This is a genomic window from Cohnella yongneupensis, from assembly GCF_042655785.1.
Classification (GTDB): domain Bacteria; phylum Bacillota; class Bacilli; order Paenibacillales; family Paenibacillaceae; genus Cohnella; species Cohnella yongneupensis.
In genome coordinates this window covers 58,736-75,938 of record NZ_JBHSNC010000053.1, presented here as the reverse complement: position 1 = coordinate 75,938, position 17,203 = coordinate 58,736, and the positions used below count along the sequence as shown (strand labels likewise).

Annotated in this window: 15 protein-coding genes; 4 read left to right on the top strand and 11 right to left on the bottom strand. The window is 55.1% G+C overall.

Annotated features, from left to right (window positions below; genetic code table 11):
- Positions 1 to 324: 324 nt before the first annotated feature.
- From ACFPQ4_RS18320 to ACFPQ4_RS18290, 7 genes are all read right to left on the bottom strand, one after another.
- The gene (locus tag ACFPQ4_RS18320; RefSeq protein WP_378113333.1) at positions 325 to 564 is read right to left on the bottom strand and encodes a DUF3892 domain-containing protein; all 240 of its coding nucleotides are present in this window, start codon (positions 562 to 564) and stop codon (positions 325 to 327) included.
- Positions 565 to 703: 139 nt separating this feature from the next.
- Positions 704 to 2,893, bottom strand: coding sequence for an alpha-galactosidase (locus ACFPQ4_RS18315; protein WP_378113332.1), 2,190 nt, complete (start codon positions 2,891 to 2,893; stop codon positions 704 to 706).
- Positions 2,894 to 3,007: 114 nt separating this feature from the next.
- On the bottom strand, positions 3,008 to 3,409 hold the full coding sequence (locus ACFPQ4_RS18310) for a DUF6232 family protein (protein WP_378113331.1): 402 nt from the start codon (positions 3,407 to 3,409) through the stop codon (positions 3,008 to 3,010).
- A gap of 155 nt (positions 3,410 to 3,564) precedes the next feature.
- Positions 3,565 to 3,999 carry an L-fucose mutarotase gene (gene fucU / locus ACFPQ4_RS18305; RefSeq protein ID WP_378113330.1) on the bottom strand — a complete coding sequence of 145 codons (435 nt, stop codon included), beginning with the start codon at positions 3,997 to 3,999 and terminating at the stop codon, positions 3,565 to 3,567.
- Between the two features lie 4 nt (positions 4,000 to 4,003).
- Positions 4,004 to 5,500, bottom strand: coding sequence for a rhamnulokinase (locus ACFPQ4_RS18300; RefSeq protein WP_378113362.1), 1,497 nt, complete (start codon positions 5,498 to 5,500; stop codon positions 4,004 to 4,006).
- Positions 5,501 to 5,537: 37 nt separating this feature from the next.
- Positions 5,538 to 6,197 carry a class II aldolase/adducin family protein gene (locus ACFPQ4_RS18295; protein ID WP_378113329.1) on the bottom strand — a complete coding sequence of 220 codons (660 nt, stop codon included), beginning with the start codon at positions 6,195 to 6,197 and terminating at the stop codon, positions 5,538 to 5,540.
- A 14-nt stretch (positions 6,198 to 6,211) separates the two neighbouring features.
- The gene (locus ACFPQ4_RS18290; RefSeq protein ID WP_378113328.1) at positions 6,212 to 8,002 is read right to left on the bottom strand and encodes an L-fucose isomerase; all 1,791 of its coding nucleotides are present in this window, start codon (positions 8,000 to 8,002) and stop codon (positions 6,212 to 6,214) included.
- A 125-nt stretch (positions 8,003 to 8,127) separates the two neighbouring features.
- Between ACFPQ4_RS18290 and ACFPQ4_RS18285 the strand changes: the two genes are divergently transcribed.
- A complete protein-coding gene (locus ACFPQ4_RS18285) occupies positions 8,128 to 9,174 on the top strand; it encodes a LacI family DNA-binding transcriptional regulator (protein WP_378113327.1) in 1,047 nt (348 codons plus the stop codon).
- 155 nt (positions 9,175 to 9,329) lie between these two features.
- Positions 9,330 to 9,686: a hypothetical protein gene (locus ACFPQ4_RS18280; protein ID WP_378113326.1), complete on the top strand. Its 357-nt coding sequence runs from the start codon at positions 9,330 to 9,332 to the stop codon at positions 9,684 to 9,686.
- Here ACFPQ4_RS18280 and ACFPQ4_RS18275 read toward each other — a convergent pair.
- Positions 9,679 to 10,161, bottom strand: a complete 483-nt coding sequence (locus ACFPQ4_RS18275; RefSeq protein WP_378113325.1) for a hypothetical protein — start codon at positions 10,159 to 10,161, stop codon at positions 9,679 to 9,681. The two genes, ACFPQ4_RS18280 and ACFPQ4_RS18275, sit on opposite strands and share 8 nt — an antisense overlap.
- Before the next feature lie 97 nt (positions 10,162 to 10,258).
- On the opposite strand from ACFPQ4_RS18275, the gene ACFPQ4_RS18270 reads away from it, so the two are divergent.
- Positions 10,259 to 11,743, top strand: a complete 1,485-nt coding sequence (locus tag ACFPQ4_RS18270) for a lamin tail domain-containing protein (RefSeq protein ID WP_378113324.1) — start codon at positions 10,259 to 10,261, stop codon at positions 11,741 to 11,743.
- Between the two features lie 88 nt (positions 11,744 to 11,831).
- On the opposite strand, the gene ACFPQ4_RS18265 is transcribed toward ACFPQ4_RS18270, so the two are convergent.
- The 3 genes from ACFPQ4_RS18265 to ACFPQ4_RS18255 are packed head-to-tail and all read right to left on the bottom strand — an operon-like array spanning position 11,832 to position 16,135.
- Complete coding sequence (locus tag ACFPQ4_RS18265; protein WP_378113323.1) at positions 11,832 to 12,407, bottom strand: nitroreductase family protein; 576 nt, start codon at positions 12,405 to 12,407, stop codon at positions 11,832 to 11,834.
- Between the two features lie 57 nt (positions 12,408 to 12,464).
- A complete protein-coding gene (locus ACFPQ4_RS18260) occupies positions 12,465 to 14,372 on the bottom strand; it encodes an ABC transporter ATP-binding protein (RefSeq protein WP_378113322.1) in 1,908 nt (635 codons plus the stop codon).
- Entirely contained in the window at positions 14,369 to 16,135 is a 1,767-nt protein-coding gene (locus ACFPQ4_RS18255) for an ABC transporter ATP-binding protein (RefSeq protein WP_378113321.1), read from the bottom strand. Before ACFPQ4_RS18255 ends, ACFPQ4_RS18260 begins: the two co-directional genes overlap by 4 nt.
- Positions 16,136 to 16,409: 274 nt before the next feature.
- Between ACFPQ4_RS18255 and ACFPQ4_RS18250 the strand changes: the two genes are divergently transcribed.
- Entirely contained in the window at positions 16,410 to 17,150 is a 741-nt protein-coding gene (locus tag ACFPQ4_RS18250; RefSeq protein WP_378113320.1) for a spermidine synthase, read from the top strand.
- The last annotated feature ends 53 nt before the right edge of the window (positions 17,151 to 17,203 follow it).

The window sequence follows — 17,203 nt, the reverse complement described above, 5'->3', positions numbered from 1 at the left end:
TTGTAGGGAGGCGACCCCCTTTATAACGATATCCCCTTCGCTCAGGGGAGGATTCGTACTTGTATAACGCGGTGGGACCGAGTTACTGAAGACTAAGCGGCAAGTTTGCTCGCAATAGCGCGGTGGGATCGAGTTACTAAGAACAAAGTGACAAGTTTGCTCGTAATAGCGCGGTGGGATCGAGTTACTTAAGACTAAGCGGCAAGTTTGCTGAGGATAGCGCGGTAGGATCGAGTTACGCAGAAGGAGGGGCATCATTAAACCACGAAAAAGCTACCTCGGAAAAGGTCTCCCCTCCGAAAGCAGCTATTCTCGCGCATCAACTTAGAACGTCGGCAAATTGTCGAGATTGTTGTCTTCGCGGCCATCCGGGTCCGAGCGCAGGTGCTCGTCGCCGTCGCGGCCTTTGAACACGTTGACGTTCTCGAGCTGGTTCGACTTGGCCATCTGCTGCGCTTCTTTGTACCCGACGACTTGGCCGGATGACAGCTGCAGCTCCACGATATCTCCGTCGCCGTTTTTGCGGACGGCCGTGATCTGTTGTCGTTGATTGTTGCTCTCCATAAAATCCACCTCCGTGGCGTAGTTTTCGCACAATGATGGATTCCGATACATGGAGCGCGACCGTTCCTGAGCGAAGGGGATATCGTTCAAAAGGACATCCTCCCCTCTCCTGAGCGAAGGGGATATCGTTCAAAAGGCGTTACGCCCGAACGAACCGCCAAATGTGGCTTTGATAATCGCCTTGCAGCCTAGGAACCGGAAGTCCGGCGTACATCAATTGATCGCCGACGTATACGGCATCGGATCCGACCAGCTTATACTTCGCCGCGGGATCCAGCCCTTTGAACTGCACCCAATCGAACGGCGCGTTCGGCTCAGCAAGCACTTGAACGTAGACGGCGAATGCTTCCGAACCGTCTTCGGCAACCATCATCCAAGCCGTGTCGTTTCCTTCGAACGGGCTCCGCAGACGATAAAACGTGCCGAATTGCACCAGATGACGAATTTCCTTATACAAAGCGACTTGCCGTTTCACTTCATCTTTCTCTTCGTCCGACATCTTCGTCAAGTCCAGCTCATAGCCGAAGTTACCCGACATGGCTACCGACCCGCGCGTCTCTAGCGAAGTAAACCGATGAACTTGATGGTTCGGAACGGCGGTTACGTGCGCGCCCATCGTGCTAATCGGATACACAAGGCTCGTTCCGTATTGTATGCGAAGACGAGAGATCGCATCGGAGTTGTCGCTTGTCCAGGTTTGCGGCATGTAGTGGAGCATCCCCGGATCGAAACGGCCTCCGCCGCCCGAGCAGCTCTCGAACAGGACGTGCGGGAACGACGAAGTAATCGTCTCCAGTACGCGATACAAGCCAAGCATGTAACGATGCGCCGTCTCGCGTTGACGCTCCGGAGGAAGCAAGGCGGAGCCGATCTCCGACATGTTCCGGTTCATATCCCATTTGACGTACGTTATCGGAGCGCTACGCAAAATACCGCTAACCGATTCGATAATGTAATCGCACACATCTGTACGAGACAAGTCGAGAATAAGCTGGCTGCGCGCTTCCGTTCTGCGCCGCCCATCGACGTGCAAGCACCAATCCGGATGCGCGCGATATAATTCGCTGTCCGGGGATACCATCTCCGGCTCGAACCAAAGACCGAACTGCATATCCAGCCGGTTAACGCGGTTCACCAGATCCGGCAGGCCGTCCGGAAGCTTGTTGAAGTCTACTTTCCAATCCCCGAGCGAACAATTGTCGCTATCGCGTCGTCCGAACCAACCATCATCGAGCACGAACAACTCTATGCCTAGTTCGCTGCCCGTCTTGGCGATTTGCTCGATTTTGTCGGCGTTGAACTGGAAATAGGTCGCTTCCCAGTTGTTCACGAGCACCGGACGCGTCTGGTCGCGGAATTCGCCCCTGCACAACCGAGTACGATAGAGACGATGATAGATACGCGACATTTCGCCTATCCCTTCGCCGGAGTAAACCATGACTAGCTCGGGCGTCTGGAACGACTCGCCCGCTTCTAATAACCAGTTGAAATCGAACGGATTAATGCCCATCGATACGCGAGTCGTCTTGAATTGGTCGACCTCGGCTTGAGCGACGAAGCTGCCGCTGTACACAAGGCTAAAGCCGTACGCGTCGCCATGGTCTTCCCCGGCACCCGGCGACAATAAGGCGATATACGGATTTTGCTGATGGCTGCTCGAGCCGCGACGGCTCTCGACCGATGCCATGCCCGGAGTCAACCGGCGTCTATAGACGTCCCGCTCGCGCGCCCATGCGCCGGACAATTGCAACAGCTCGAAGCGGTCGCGCCTAAAGTCGACGCTGGCGCTAAGCGCGCGAAGCAACCGGATCTGCTCGTCGCTGGCGTTAACGAACTTGACCGAGCGGGCGATCGCATCGTGCCCCTCGAACACGGTATAAGAAAGCACGGCTTGCAGACCGGCTTTCTCGTCGCGAAGCGTAAGCTCTAGCGTCTCTGCTTCGGCTTCATTTTCCACGTATGTAGAAGGTAGACCCTCCAAAGCCGGTTTGCCAGCGACGATGCGATGACTCGCGTATACGAGCTCCGTAATCGTCGAGCCGTCGGCCAACTGCGCTTGATACGCCGGATGACGGAAATCGCCGGCACCATAGGCTGGATACTCTTGCGGCAGCGTATCAAACGAGATAGAGCGATCGTCCGGATACGGATTCGGGCTGAACGAAGATCGCTCTTGGTAATCAAGCAAACCGGGCCACGGCGCGTCGGCGACTTTGCGTCCCCAGTAGGCGTGAACGGGTACGCCGTCTTGTATAAGTTGAATAATATAGCTTGTCTTAGGCGTCTGAAGATGGAATACGCGTTGCTCGGAATCGTACAATATCGGCATAACAAAGCCCCCTAAACCTAGATGAGAATTAACTAACCCTCATTATAGGCGCAGGAGGCCATTATTCCTATATCGTATTTTGCGCATGCATATAAGAAAATGAAACTAAACCCACTATACCACGTTACGGTATCTAGACTCGACCATTCCGCGGCTGAAAGCGTTCGCGAGGCTTTCCAAATACGAATAATCGGCCGAACCGATCGACTCTCGTTCTCCCGATGCGAAAACGAGCACAAGCCGATGAACCGGCTTATGAAGGAAGTAATAGAGCGCGGAACCGATCAACCCGAGAAACCCGAGTAACGCTACCCAGCCATGGAACTTATAGCCCCAACCGAGCCCGCCTACAATCAGCGCGACCTCGAGGAACAGCAGCGTATACGGAACGACTCTCTTGGTTTTGACCAGTCGAATCGAAGTTAGATGCTTCATCGCGAATCTCGCGCTTCCGGTAATGAATAAGTCTCTTGTTAGCGTAAAGTTGACGTCTTTGTAGATCGGCTGATGGTCCATTCGCATCCCTCCTCTTGTATACGGAAGTAATTTCGACATTTGCATGGAAATCCCTACCTGCAAACGAGCCGTGATGGATAAAATTTCATGAACCTAAACCAAAAAGGACGGAACGAATGGCAAGCGCCTTCGTCCGCCCTTCTTCGTATTGACGCCTACAACTCTTTGATAACGCCCTTCTTCAAAATCAAATTCGCGTACAATGCCCCTTCGCCTGTGGCGACGACGGCATACGCTTGCTTCGCCCGCTCGTAGAACGCGAACCGTTCGACCTGCTCGAACGGCTCTTCGAAGCCCGAGCGACGCGCGATTATGTCGCGGTACGTCTCCCAGATCGGCGTCTCCGCCGTGTCTCCGGGCACGATCTGCATGAGCGCCGCCGGTTTGACCGCGTACGGGTCTAGCGGAAACAGCGCGAGTATCGCGTCCAGCAGCTCGGGCATCGCATGGCCGTCCGCGCGAACTAACCGCTGCGCGTGGCTCGCCCCCGGAAAGTTGCCGTCCGCGAGCACGATTTCGTCGCCGTGCCCCATTTCCATGAGCACTTTGATCAGTTCGGGCGATATGAGCTTAGATATTCCGATAAGCATTCGCTTATGCCCCTTTCTCCAAAGCCGTAAATCTGTCGTATGCAACTTTCCACGCCTCGTCGCCGTTCGGCTCGAACACTTCGATCGGGAACGAATCGGCGACTAGCTTGCGGGCTTCGCGCAAGTTAGCGCAATGACCGGAAGCGATTAGCTGAGCGAGCATATTGCCGATCGCGCTCGCTTCCACGGGACCTGCCCACACCGGACGGCTGATCGCGTTCGCGGTGAGCTGGCACAGCAGTCGGTTCTGGATGCCGCCGCCGACCATATGCAACCCGCCGAACCGGTTGCCAGTCAAGCGTTCCGCTTGTTCCAACGCTTGGCGATACCGAAGCGCCAAACTTTCCACAATGCAGCGCGTCATCTCGCCTTCCGTCCGCGGCACGGGTTGCCCCGTCTCCGCGCAATAAGCCTTTACCCGATCCGCCATGCCGTTAGGCGCGAAGAATCGCGCGTCGTCTGGCTGAACGAGGCTGCGGAACGGTTCTGCCGCCTCGGCGAGCTTAACCAATTCCCCGAAGCCGAGCTCGTTGCCCGCTTCGTCCCATTCGCGCTTGCATTCCTGCAGCAGCCATAGACCCATGATGTTTTTGAGCAATTGGTACGTGCCGCCTACGCCGCCCTCGTTGGAAAACTCCAGCTCCATCGTTTCCGGGGTCAGCAGCGGACGATCCAGCTCGGTGCCGAGCAAAGACCACGTCCCGCATACCAAGTAGGCGAAAGGCTCGTCGCCCGCGGGTACCGCAGCCACCGCCGATTCCGTATCGTGCGTGCCGACCGCGACCGCCTGCATGACGGGAACGTTCAGTTCCTTGCGTACGGCATCGGACAACGGACCGACGATCGTGCCGGGTTGAATCGGATCGAGGAACAGATGCGACGGGATACCGAGACGATCCATCAAAGGCTTATTCCACTGTTGCTTGCCCGGATGGTACAGTTGCGTCGTCGTAGCTATCGTAAATTCGCAAGCCTTGATCCCCGTAAGCATGTAAGCGAGCAGATCCGGCGTCAACAGCAGCGTCTTGGCGATGTCCAGCTTAGGCGAAGCCGCCTTCCGCATCGCGTACAATTGATAGATCGTGTTGAACGGCATGAACTGAAGTCCGCCCTGTTCGAACAATTGCTCGCGGCCGACGAGCGCGCCGACTTCCTCGATCAAGCCGTCCGTATGGGAATCGCGATAATGATAAGGATTGCCGATCAGTTCTCCGTTCGCGTCCAGCAAGCCGAAGTCGACGCCCCACGTATCGATGCCGAACGTCCCGGGCGCATAACCGAGCTGGAACGCCAGGCGGATGCTTTTCTTCATCTCCCTGAGCAATCGCAGAATATCCCAGTGAAGGTGGTCTCCGACCTCGATCGCGTAATTCGGAAAACGGTGGATTTCCGTCACCTCGAGCTTAGTCGCGCCGTCGTCGCCGACGAGCAGTTGCCCGATCAATGCCCGGCCGCTGCTCGCTCCCAAATCGAAAGCGAGCGCGGCCGTACCCGTAGCCATGTTCAACGTCACCTATTCACACCTCGCTTGAGCGCGATTATTTCATTTTTTGCAACAGCTGTATGCGGTACGCTTCGCTCTCCAAGGAGGCGATCTCCTCGAACTCTTCCTTCGTCAGCACTTTCGGCTCGCGGATCGCGGAGGAGATCAAATAAATTTTCGCGCTCTCCTCGACGACTTCCGTCCGGTAGTACGCTTCGCGAAGGTTGCGTCCCGTCGTTACGAGACCATGGTTGCCAAGCAAAATCGAGCTATGCTCGATTTTCTCCACGACCGCGTCCGCGAGCTTGTCGGTCGTCGGCAGCACGTAATCCACGTATACCGTTTTGCCGACGAGCGCGGCTTGGTCCGGGAACATAATCGGCAAATCTTTGGACACTAACGTAAAAGCGATACAGTAAGGCGGGTGCGTGTGCACCATGGCGCCGATGTTCGGATTTTGACGGTAGGCGTACAGATGCATCAGAACCTCGGAAGACGGACGCAGACCGATATCGGTAATGTGGCCGGTCTCGATGTCGACTTCCACCCATTGTTCCGGCTTGATCTCGTCGAGGGCGAAGCCGCTCGGGGACAAGTACATTTTGCCTTCGTGTCGCGCGCTGATGTTGCCGCCGGGACCGACGACAAGTTTGTTCGATACTGTCTTCTGCGCGTATTTGCATAACTCCTGGCGAATAGCTTCACTGTTGCTCATCGTTGAATGGCCTCCTATTTATAGAGCGGTCCGAAGTTGTCGCACGCACGGTAGTCGGCGCTCTCTTGATCCTGTGTACCGAACAATCCCCAAGCGCGCGGACGGAAAACGCGATCGTTAGGCACGTTGTGCATGCACACCGGAATGCGCAGCATCGACGCGAGCGTAATCAGATCGCCGCCGATATGACCGAAGCTGATCGAGCCATGGTTCGCTCCCCAGTTGTCCATGACTTCATACACGCTCTTGAACGAGCCTTCGCCAGTCAAGATCGGCGCGAACCAAGTCGTCGGCCAAGTGGAATCGGTGCGTTTGTCGAGCGTGTCGTGCACGTGCTCCGGCAATTCGACGGAGTAGCCTTCGGCGATTTGGAGAACAGGTCCTACGCCTTTGACCAGGTTCAGTCGGGACATCGTCATCGGCATGCCGCCGCGCGTAAGGAAGTCCGAAGAGTAACCGCCCCCACGGAAGTATTCGACCGACGCCGGGCGCCAGCTAGTAGCATCCAGACACTTTTGCGCCTCTTCTTGCGTAATTTCCCAAAACGGCTTCATTGCCGGTTTGCCGTCTTTCGTTTGCTCGCCCGTGCCGTCCAGCGTCGCCGGACCGGAGTTGATCAAGTGAAGCAAGCCGTTCTCGGCCGCGCCGGTCAGCTTGTGGCCGGTTACGCGCTCTACGGAAGCCGGGCTCCAGTACGTACGCACGTCGGCGAAAATTTGCGCGGTGTTCGTAAGCAGGTTGCCGAACAGCATGACCGCGCCGTTCAGGCTATCGTTCTCCGTCGCGACCATGAACGGCGCGCGAATGCCGTTCCAGTCGAACGAGGAGTTCAAGATTGCTTCCATGAAGTCGCCGTTCGGGAAATGGTCGGTCCATTGACGTTGGCCTTGGAAGCCGGAGACGATCGCGTTATGCCCCATCGCCTCTTCGCCGAAATCAAGCTCCGCCAGACGCGGATTGCCGATCATAAGGTCGCGGGCGATCATCGTCATTTTGACGACCGTCTCCCAGTCTTTATTTTTGCGTTCGCGGGAAGTTTGAATGGATGCCGGGTTGTTGTCCGGACCTTCCTTGCAGTTTTCTTTGACCCATGCAAGCGCTTTCTCGTATTCCGCAGGATCATAGATGCCTTCGTCCATTCGGCGCACGAACTCCGTCATGTCCACATACTCCGTGCGAATGCCGAGATATTCTTGGAAGAACGCGTCGTTCACGATCGAACCCGCGATACCCATGGAGACGGAACCCATCGACAAGTACGATTTGCCGCGCATATAGGCGACCGCTAAACCAGCTTTCGCGAAGCCGAGCAGCTTGCCTTTGACGTCCTCCGGAATATCCGTCGTGCCGGCGTCTTGAACGTCTTCGCCGTAGATACCGAATGCCGGAAGTCCTTTTTGCGCGTAAGCGGACAGAACGGCCGCCAGATACACCGCACCGGGACGCTCGGTTCCGTTAAAGCCCCATACGGCTTTCGGAATCGCCGGGTCCATATCCATCGTCTCCGTGCCGTAGCACCAGCATGGCGTTACGGTAATCGATACGCCGACGCCTTCTTTGGCGAATTTGCTCGCCGCCGCGGCCGATTCCGCCACGCCGCCGATACACGAATCCGCGATTACGACTTCGACCGGCGCGCCGTTCGGATAACGCAGGTTATCGGACAGCAGCTTCGCCACTCCGATCGCCATGTTCATCGTCTGGTCTTCCAACGACTCGCGTACCCCTTTGCGTCTGCCGTCGATCGTTGGACGAATGCCTATTTTCGGAAAACCGCCTTGCCATCTGAATCCGTTGTCTGCCATCTAAGAACCCTCCAATAGCGAAATAATGTTACCGATAACATTAACGTAACAGCCAAAATGCTTGCTGTCAATCGCTAGATTCGGTATAGTAAAAAACAAACAAACGCAGACAAGGAGCGCGCTTAATGGTTACGATCTATGATATAGCGGCCAAAGCAGGCGTCTCTGCGATGACGGTGTCCAGAGTTATCAATAACACTGGTAAAATAAGCGACAAGACGCGCACGAAAGTTCGCCGCGTCATGGACGAGCTGGGCTACGTTCAGAACCAAATGGCGCGAAGCCTCGTGCTCCAACAGAGCAATCTGCTTTTCTTGCTCATTACGGACATTACGAATCCTTTCTATACGACGCTGGCCAGAGGCGCAGAGGATGCCGCGAAGAAGCACGGCTACCGCCTGCTGTTCGGCAACTCCGACGAAAGCTTGGACAAGGAAAAAGACTATCTCGATACGATTCTAGCCACGCGGGCGGACGGCGTGCTGATCGCGCCGACCGGCGACTCTTCGCTTCCGCATTTGGAGACGTTGCGCAAACATGACGTCCCGTTCGTGCTGCTCGACCGCGAAGTGCCGGGAATGGAGAGCGACATCGTGCTCGGGGACAGCAAGGAAGGCGCGCGCAGGCTCGTCGAGCATCTCTCGTCGCTCGGCCATAAGCGGATCGCGATGATTAACGGCTCGCGTCATGTTTCCAGCGCGCGGATGCGGCTCGAAGGCTATCGCGAGGCGCTTAAGCTGAACGATTTGCCGTACGAGGATCAATACGTGCTGGAGACCGCTTTCGAGCCGCGGAGCGATTTGTCGGCGATCGAACATTGGCTGGCGGAAATGAACCCGGCGCCGACGGCGATTATCGCGGGCAATAACGTGCTAGCCGTCGAGGTCATTCGGACGCTTACGGCGCAAGGCAAGCAAGTGCCGGACGACATGTCTCTCGTCTGCTTCGACGATCTCGGTCCGCTGTCCGAAATCAATCCGTTCTTGACCGTTATCGCGCAGCAAGCCTATCAATTCGGCTACTTGGGCATGCAGATGCTCGTAGACCGGCTGAAGGAACGCGGCGAACCGACGGTGCCGTGGAAGAAGATCGTGCTTCCGGCGGACATGATCGTGCGCCGCTCGGCGGTGGCGTGCGGTTGTGGGCTGACGGATACTTGCTTGGGCGGTTAACGTTACGAAATCACCTTATGGTGACTCGCGAGATTTATTTGTTGAAACAATAAATAGGGCTCTAGCGTCTAATTTCATGGAGGTGTTGATCCATGAGAATACACACGAGAGCCTTTATTTGTATCCTAACTATCATAGCAATATTGACAGGCTGCATGAGCAATAAGCCACCGCTCCCGAAAGTGTCGGCGGGTAAAGTCAACATTCCCGCGACGCAGAGCAGCTATTGTTGGGGTAACACGTGCGCGGACTATGCCGACGCCAAGTCGCAGCTCGAGGGAAAGAAGCCGACCGCCGTCCCGCCTGGATCGGAGATCAAAATATCGTATTCCGGTACGAAACCGAAGACGCTAATAGCAAATTTGCAGACGCAAGACGGTCAGTTTACCGATGTCACGGTACAAGGTAATCTTATCGTCGCTCCCACGGAGGCCGGAATTTATTACTACAATATTTCCGCATGGTGGAAACGGGGATCTTCGTCCGCGGCGATCGTTATTGAGATTAAATGAATATAGCCGCGATGATCCCGATAACAGTCGATGTAATCAGCATAATGACAAGACTGCCGAACAACAGCAGTATTCCCTTCCAGTCTACCGGCTTAATAATGAGCGCATTCGCGACAAACCATATAAGCCCGTAGCCCAAAACAAAGTATTGCTGCCAGTTCTCGTAGCCCTGTTGATCCTCGAAGTCGAACGGTCCGTAAAATCCGAACGGGACCGCGGCGATCACTACGACGGCCGACAACGGGATGCCTAATAAAGCGTTCGCCACCACATACGCGATCCATCTTGCTCTCGTCATTTCCGGACTAACGTTCAACCATTTATTACGGACTAATTCGAGCGCCGCCGCAATTATCAAACTAATAATAATGAACGTATATAACCGAAATCTAGCTTCTAGCCACGTTTGCTCCACGAGCAAGCATGAGACGATGAACCAAGTTACATAGGGAAATAAGTACGCTAATCTGATCATCGTAATTAGTCCTCCGATTAGGTCGATATCCCAACTATAACATACATTTTTTTCCTGATTCTATATCCATTTTTATTGACGGCAAAGGCGGGATACCGTGTTAACTAGCAAGCGTATTTATAAAATAACGAGCAAAATCGGAACGGTAATCGCGTTGACGTTGGTAATGGCCGCATGTTCTTCTAACGACACCACGGTTCAGACAACGGTTACGCCTCAAGCAACCGCTTCAGCTCCCGCATCCAACGATACAAGCCCAGCAACTATCGAGCTTCCTGATGCTTCGGACAACGCCTCCACCCTCGCTAAGCTAGAAGCGCAATGGAGCGTCGACGCGCCTGATGGCGATCAAAATCCTTGCCCTTTTTCTTATGCCAGCATAAGGCTCGATGCAAACCAGACTAACTTTCCGGCATTAGCCCTCATTGGCAATCATGCCTCAGTTACCTACGAGGAGTCCGTAAATGGTTCTTATGGCGAAGCAAAGCTCTACCTTGTCGCGCGCGATCGTTACGTCGGCGATACGAACAAGTCCGTGAATTACGAGGGTTACACTTTCGAAGCATGGTTAGTTACCGTAGGCAAAGCGATCGACGCCGAAGGTAGCCGCGTGGCGACCACTATCGCCGTTACCGGAGAGACGACCTTGAAAGAAGCTTATCGGAAAGGCAAGCTCTTGTCTCGCCATGCCTCGCTAATAGATGCTAATGGAGAAATCACCAGTGTTACCAAGCTCCAACTCGAGGAAGGAATCGCAATAACAGGCGTCAATTTCAGCAAGCAAACCGCCACGATCTTAAATCGAGGCGACCAGGATGTCAACCTGACCGGTTGGAGCTTGGAAGGAACGAACAAACGGGAAAGTTATGTTTTCTCGGAAGGCACGATGCTAAAAGCCGGCGCGCAGCTAACGATCGTGGCAGGCGTGACGGGAGGCAAGGCTGCCTCAGCAGGCGAGATTGTATGGGACAACAATCGGTTTCCATGGCGTTACGATGGCGATCAAGCGATCCTGCGCAACGCGGATAAAGAAGTCGTCAGCCATTTCGAGGCACCGGATTTAACTGACCCCGTCATCATCGGCGAATATACCGACATGCCGATCTCGGCATCGGTGATAACGAATCAAAGCGTTAAAGATGCGATCGGTAGTTATAAGGACGCGCTAGGGTCATCTGCCGATGATCTAAGGCTCAGCGCGGTCAAGCGAGCAACAGCCTCGAACAGCCGCACGATCTGGATGCTCATGCTCCGGCCCGAAGGGCAGACGGACGGCGCGTTCGCGGACGTTCGAATCGATCCGGACAACGGCGAGCTGCTAAGCGTCTACGGACTTGGAGGAGCTAGCGACCGGGTGTTATCCAATGGGGACCCGATAGCGCTCAAAACACTTGCTAACGAGCGACTACGTCTCTTGCTTGGCAACGCTGGAGCGGATTACGAGCTCTTAGACCTGGTCGACGAGCATGGATACGCAAAGCTGATAGTTAGTCGCGGCAATCAAGACATTTACCAAATCCTCTATTCCGACGAAGACGGGTTTACGAGCATTTCCCGTCCCTGGCTTTCCGCTTGGGATTGAAAATTGCAAGACGTCGCTCGACGCAATTAAAAAGGGACGAAGCGGCATCGCAACCGAATGGGTTGCGCGCTGCTTCGTCCCTTTTGCCTTACTCTTCAATCCAACGCGTCTTCTCGGCGCCCGGCACTCTCTTGCCCGCGTGCAGCGCGAGCTCCGGATAACCGACGAAGATGAGTCCGACGACTTCCTCGTGCTCAGCCACTTCTAGCGCCGCTTTCATTGTCGGATGATACGCCGGATCGCCGGTGCGCCAGATAGCCGCTAGCCCGACATCGTGCGCCGTCAACAACAAGTTTTGCACCGCGGCATGGGTTGCCGCAAGCTCTTCCGCGCGAACCGCCTTCGGATTCGCGGACGGCGAGCAGATCGCCGCGATGACGACCGGCGAACGGTACGCTTTCGCGATTTCTTTCGCGATACGCTCCTGAAGCTCGTCGCCCTCTAGCGCTTGCAGCGCTCCCGCGGCGAAATCCACGTACGCCTGCCCCAGTACGCATCTGCCTTCGCCGGTCATGACGATGAATCTCCACGGCTCCGTGCCGTGATGGTTCGGCGCCCATACGGCCGCTTCGATCATTTGCTCGATAAGCTCTTTAGGCACGCTATCTGCTTTTACTCTTCCAATGCTGCGTCTCTCTTTAATTACGCGTTGTAATTCAGACATGCTTTCACAACCCTCTCCCGTATGCTCCAACCATCATCCGATGAATTTCCCCTCTCGTCAAGCCGGACTCTTGCGCAATCCGCCCGCGGCAAACTGGCTATTGTACAAGTCTGCATAGAACCCGTTTTGCGCGAGCAGCTCTTCGTGTGTCCCCTTCTCCACGATGCTGCCTTGGTTCATGACGAGAATGAGATCCGCATCGCGAATCGTCGATAACCGGTGCGCGATCACGAAGCTCGTTCTCCCCTTCATCAACTCTTGCATCGCCTTCTGGATATGCGCTTCCGTCCGCGTATCTACGCTGCTCGTCGCTTCGTCCAAAATCAAAATCGCCGGATCCGCCAAAATCGCGCGGGCGATCGTCAGCAGCTGTTTCTGCCCTTGCGACAAGTTCGAAGCTTCTTCGTTCAACATCGTATCGTAGCCTTCCGGCAACGTGCGGATGAAGTGATCCGCGTGCGCGGCGCGAGCCGCTTGTACGATCTCCTCTTCCGATACGCCGAGTCGGCCATAGGCGATATTGTCGCGGATCGTTCCGTTGAACAACCAAGTATCCTGAAGCACCATGCCGAATAAGCTCCGAAGCTCTCCGCGCTGCATCCGCGTAATATTAACGCCGTCGACGGTAATCTCCCCGCCGTTCAACTCGTAAAACCGCATCAGCAAGTTGACGAGCGTCGTTTTGCCGGCGCCGGTCGGACCAACGATCGCCACCGTCTGTCCGCTCCGAACATTGATGTTCATATGCTCGATGAGCATCGCGTCTTCTTTATAGCCGAAGCTGACGTCGCGAAGCTCGACATGGCCTTTCGGAGATTCCAGCTTGACCGCGGACGCCGCTTCCGGCACCTCTTCCGTTTCGTCCAATAGCTCGAATACCCGCTCCGCGGACGCGATCGTCGATTGAATAATGTTCGCGATGTTCGCCGTTTGGGCGAGCGGCATCGAGAATTGTCTCATGTATTGGATGAACGCCTGAATATCTCCGATTTTGATCGCGTTGCGCGTAACCAAAATGCCGCCGATAACGGCGATGAATACGTACCCGATGTTGCTCACCATGTTCATAAGCGGCATGATGGCGCCGGATACGAACTGAGCGCGCCAGCCGGACGCGTATAAGCGCTCGTTGATATCGTCGAACCGTTCGACCGATTGCTCCTCTTGCCCGAATGCTTTCACGATCTGATGTCCGGTGTACATTTCCTCGACGTGCCCGTTCAGCTTGCCGAGCTCCATCTGCTGCGTTTTGAAATACGCTTGAGACTTCTTCGCTATGCCTCTGATGACGAGGACGGATAAAGGCAGCGTAATCAGCACGATCAAAGTGAGCATTGGACTGATCGTCAGCATCATGATAATGACGCCCAAGATCGATATAATCGAAGTGATGAGCTGAGTCATGCTCTGCTGAAGCGTGTTGCTAATATTGTCTACGTCGTTGACCGCGCGGCTAAGAATTTCCCCGTGCGTCCGCGAGTCGAAAAATTTCAGCGGCAGCTTGCCAAGCTTCTCGTTCACTTCGTTGCGCAGCCCATAGACCGTCTTTTGCGCGACGCCAGCCATGACGAATTGCTGAATATAGGTAAAGAGAGAACTGACGACATATAAGCCCATAAGGAGAAAAATGATGTTTGCGATCGGTCCGAAGTCGATGCCCGTGCCGCCATTGGCCTTGCTAATTAAACCTTCGAACAGGCGAGTCGTCGCATGACCGAGTAGCTTCGGGCTGAAAATCGTGAACGTCGTGCTCAAAATAGCCGTAATGAACACGATGAGCAGGTTAGTTCGGTACGGCTTCAGATAGCGTACGAGTCTGCGCAACGTGCCTTTGAAGTTTTTCGGCTTCTGTCCGGGCATCCCGAAACCGCCCATGCCGCCGAAGCCGCCGCCCATCGGTCCTCTGCCGGGACCGGGACCAGCACCAGGACCGCCTGGCGCGCGTTGATGTTGTTGTTGGCTCATGCGATCTCCTCCTCGGACAGCTGCGACGCCACGATTTCTCTGTATACGTTCGAGCTTGCCATCAGCTCTCTATGGTTGCCGTTGCCGACGATCCGGCCGTCTTCCAATACGATGATGCGGTCGGCGTCCATGACCGTGCTGACCCGCTGGGCGACGATAATAACCGTCGAATCCGCCGTCTCCTGTTTCAGCGCCGCCCGTAGCTTGGCATCCGTCTTGAAGTCGAGCGCCGAGAAGCTATCGTCGAACAAGTAAATACGCGGTTGTCTGACAAGCGCGCGAGCGATCGATAGCCGCTGCCGTTGTCCGCCGGAGACGTTCGTTCCGCCTTGCGCGATCGGCGTGTTAAACCCTTCGGGCATCCCGCTTATGAATTCGGTCGCCTGAGCGGTATCCGCCGCGTGCGCTACTTCTTCTTCCTTCGCATCGTTTTTGCCGAAGCGGATATTGTCGGCGATCGTGCCCGTGAAGAGCATCGCCTTCTGCGGGACGAGTCCAATCAGCGAACGAAGCTGCTCAAGCGGCACTTCGCGCACGTCTATCCCGTCGATCGTCACGGCGCCTTCGCCCGTATCGTAAAATCTCGTCATGAGATTGAGCAGCGTTGTTTTCCCAGATCCCGTTCCGCCGATAATCGCCGTAACTTCCCCCGGATTCGCCGAGAAGCTGATCGCTTCGACGGCCGCATTTTCCGCCCCGGGATATCGGAACGTGACTTGATCGAACGCGACGACGCCGCGCGGAGCTGCGGGTTGTTCGTCAGCTTCGACGCCTTCGCCTTCGTCACCGTTGTCGGCTGTCGCTTCCGCTTCCTTAATGACCGGCTCCATCGCGAGCACCTCGTTGATCCGAACCGCGGAAGCAGCGGCGCGTGGCACCATGACGAACATCATCGATACCATCATGAGCGAGAACATGATCTGCATCGCGTATTGCAGGAACGCCATCAGATCGCCGACCTCCATATGGCCGCTGTTGATCCGAAGACCGCCGAACCAAATGATCGCGATCGACGAGAAGTTCAATATGATCATCATCATCGGCATCATGAACGCCATAATTTGATTGACTTTGACGGCCGTCGCGGTAAGATCGGCGTTCGCCTGCTCGAACCGTTTGCTCTCATGCTCGCCCCGGTTGAACGAACGGACGACGCGCATACCGGTCAAGTTTTCGCGCAGCACGAGGTTCAGCTTGTCGACTTTCTTCTGCATGACGCGGAAATACGGGATGCCCCTGCGAGCGATAATGAAAATCGTTAGCGCGAGAATCGGAATGGCGGCGACGAAAATAAGAGACAGCGTAGCGTCTTTGGATACGGCCATGATCAGTCCGCCGATACACATCATCGGTGCCGACACCATCAGCCGGATCATCATGATTAGCACTTGCTGCACTTGGTTAATATCGTTCGTCGTGCGCGTAATGAGCGACGCCGTACCGATCTTGTCGAACTCCTGCAGCGAGAACTTCGAGACGTGCTTGAACGTCTTGCTTCTCACGTCGCGGCCGAAGCTCGTCGCGATGCGCGACGACACATAGCTCGCGGCTACGGATACAATGGTGCCGAACGCGGTCACGAGCAGCATGAAGCCGCCGATTCGCCAGATGTACGGCTTGTCGCCGGGAATAACGCCCTTATCCACGATGTCCGACATGAGCGTCGGCAAGTACAGATCGCACAGCGACTGCAGCAAGATCAGCACCAGCACGAGCGCAACGATCCAGCGATAAGGCTTCAGAAACCGAAACAACTTCAACATGCGAGCATCATCTCCGCGTTAGGTGTGGTAACTTAAAATCATATGTAAATAACATCATAATAGACTATTATGAACGCAGCATGAACCGAAAATCAACTCGGAGTACACGTGCTAATGTCAGTCGTACGATGGCTTCGCCTGCGTTTGTCAGCTTTGGAAGACTATGATAGTATGCTTGAGGATGTTAGGAACGAATCACGGCGAATCTGAATTCGTCAAAAAAGGATAAGCGTGCCGGAACGATAACGGAGTCGCTTGCGTAGGAGAGCGGACGATGCACATACTCGCCAAGGAAACTAGCGAATACAACGAGCTTACGGTTTGCGAAGTATCCGAGCTGTTCGGGGAAATGGGAAAGTTCCGGTGCTTGAAGTTCGCCGACGAAGCCGTCCAAGGCGCGATGGATCTTAGAAATCCTCGCCGCATCGTGCTTCCCTACCAGAGAGCCGTCATCCGGTTGTTGGAGACGATCGATCCTTCGTTCGATACGGCGTTCATCATCGGGCATGGGATAGGCACGATTGCGGGACATTATCCGAATAAAAAGCTCGTTGTCGCGGAAATCGACGAGAAAGTCGTGGAACTGAGCAGGCGATATTTCGATTACCGACTGGATAACGTGACGGTCGGCGACGGTCGCGAGGTGCTGGCTGAACAGTCCACGAATATATACGACCATATCGTCGTAGACGCTTTTACGCACAAGGGAACTCCGATGGCGCTAAGTACGCTTGAGTTTTTTCGTTTGGCCGAGGAAAAGCTCGACCCAGATGGCACAATCATAATGAACCTATTCGGCAAACCGAAAAACGATACGCGGATTAACGCCATTCATACGACGCTCGGCGAAGTGTTCGGACATACGGCTGCTTATTGGATGCCCGAAGGCACGAGCGACGCGGGAAATATTATTCTCGTAGGGAGCAATCGGGAGATGGATGGGCTACCGGTGCCTCTCGACGAGTTTAAACCGGTTTCGCTTGAGCAGGGTCATATGCTAATGGATCCGCGGTAACGCAATGAGAGGCCAACCGGAATGATCCGGTTGGCCTCTCATTGTGTTTTATA

Coding starts and splice junctions, on each gene's coding strand:
- ACFPQ4_RS18320 (WP_378113333.1), bottom strand. CDS start 564: ATGGAGAGCAACAATCAACGACAACAGATCACGGCCGTCCGCAAAAAC.
- ACFPQ4_RS18315 (WP_378113332.1), bottom strand. CDS start 2,893: ATGCCGATATTGTACGATTCCGAGCAACGCGTATTCCATCTTCAGACG.
- ACFPQ4_RS18310 (WP_378113331.1), bottom strand. CDS start 3,409: ATGGACCATCAGCCGATCTACAAAGACGTCAACTTTACGCTAACAAGA.
- fucU (WP_378113330.1), bottom strand. CDS start 3,999: ATGCTTATCGGAATATCTAAGCTCATATCGCCCGAACTGATCAAAGTG.
- ACFPQ4_RS18300 (WP_378113362.1), bottom strand. CDS start 5,500: ATGGCTACGGGTACGGCCGCGCTCGCTTTCGATTTGGGAGCGAGCAGC.
- ACFPQ4_RS18295 (WP_378113329.1), bottom strand. CDS start 6,197: ATGAGCAACAGTGAAGCTATTCGCCAGGAGTTATGCAAATACGCGCAG.
- ACFPQ4_RS18290 (WP_378113328.1), bottom strand. CDS start 8,002: ATGGCAGACAACGGATTCAGATGGCAAGGCGGTTTTCCGAAAATAGGC.
- ACFPQ4_RS18285 (WP_378113327.1), top strand. CDS start 8,128: ATGGTTACGATCTATGATATAGCGGCCAAAGCAGGCGTCTCTGCGATG.
- ACFPQ4_RS18280 (WP_378113326.1), top strand. CDS start 9,330: ATGAGCAATAAGCCACCGCTCCCGAAAGTGTCGGCGGGTAAAGTCAAC.
- ACFPQ4_RS18275 (WP_378113325.1), bottom strand. CDS start 10,161: ATGATCAGATTAGCGTACTTATTTCCCTATGTAACTTGGTTCATCGTC.
- ACFPQ4_RS18265 (WP_378113323.1), bottom strand. CDS start 12,407: ATGTCTGAATTACAACGCGTAATTAAAGAGAGACGCAGCATTGGAAGA.
- ACFPQ4_RS18260 (WP_378113322.1), bottom strand. CDS start 14,372: ATGAGCCAACAACAACATCAACGCGCGCCAGGCGGTCCTGGTGCTGGT.
- ACFPQ4_RS18255 (WP_378113321.1), bottom strand. CDS start 16,135: ATGTTGAAGTTGTTTCGGTTTCTGAAGCCTTATCGCTGGATCGTTGCG.
- ACFPQ4_RS18250 (WP_378113320.1), top strand. CDS start 16,410: ATGCACATACTCGCCAAGGAAACTAGCGAATACAACGAGCTTACGGTT.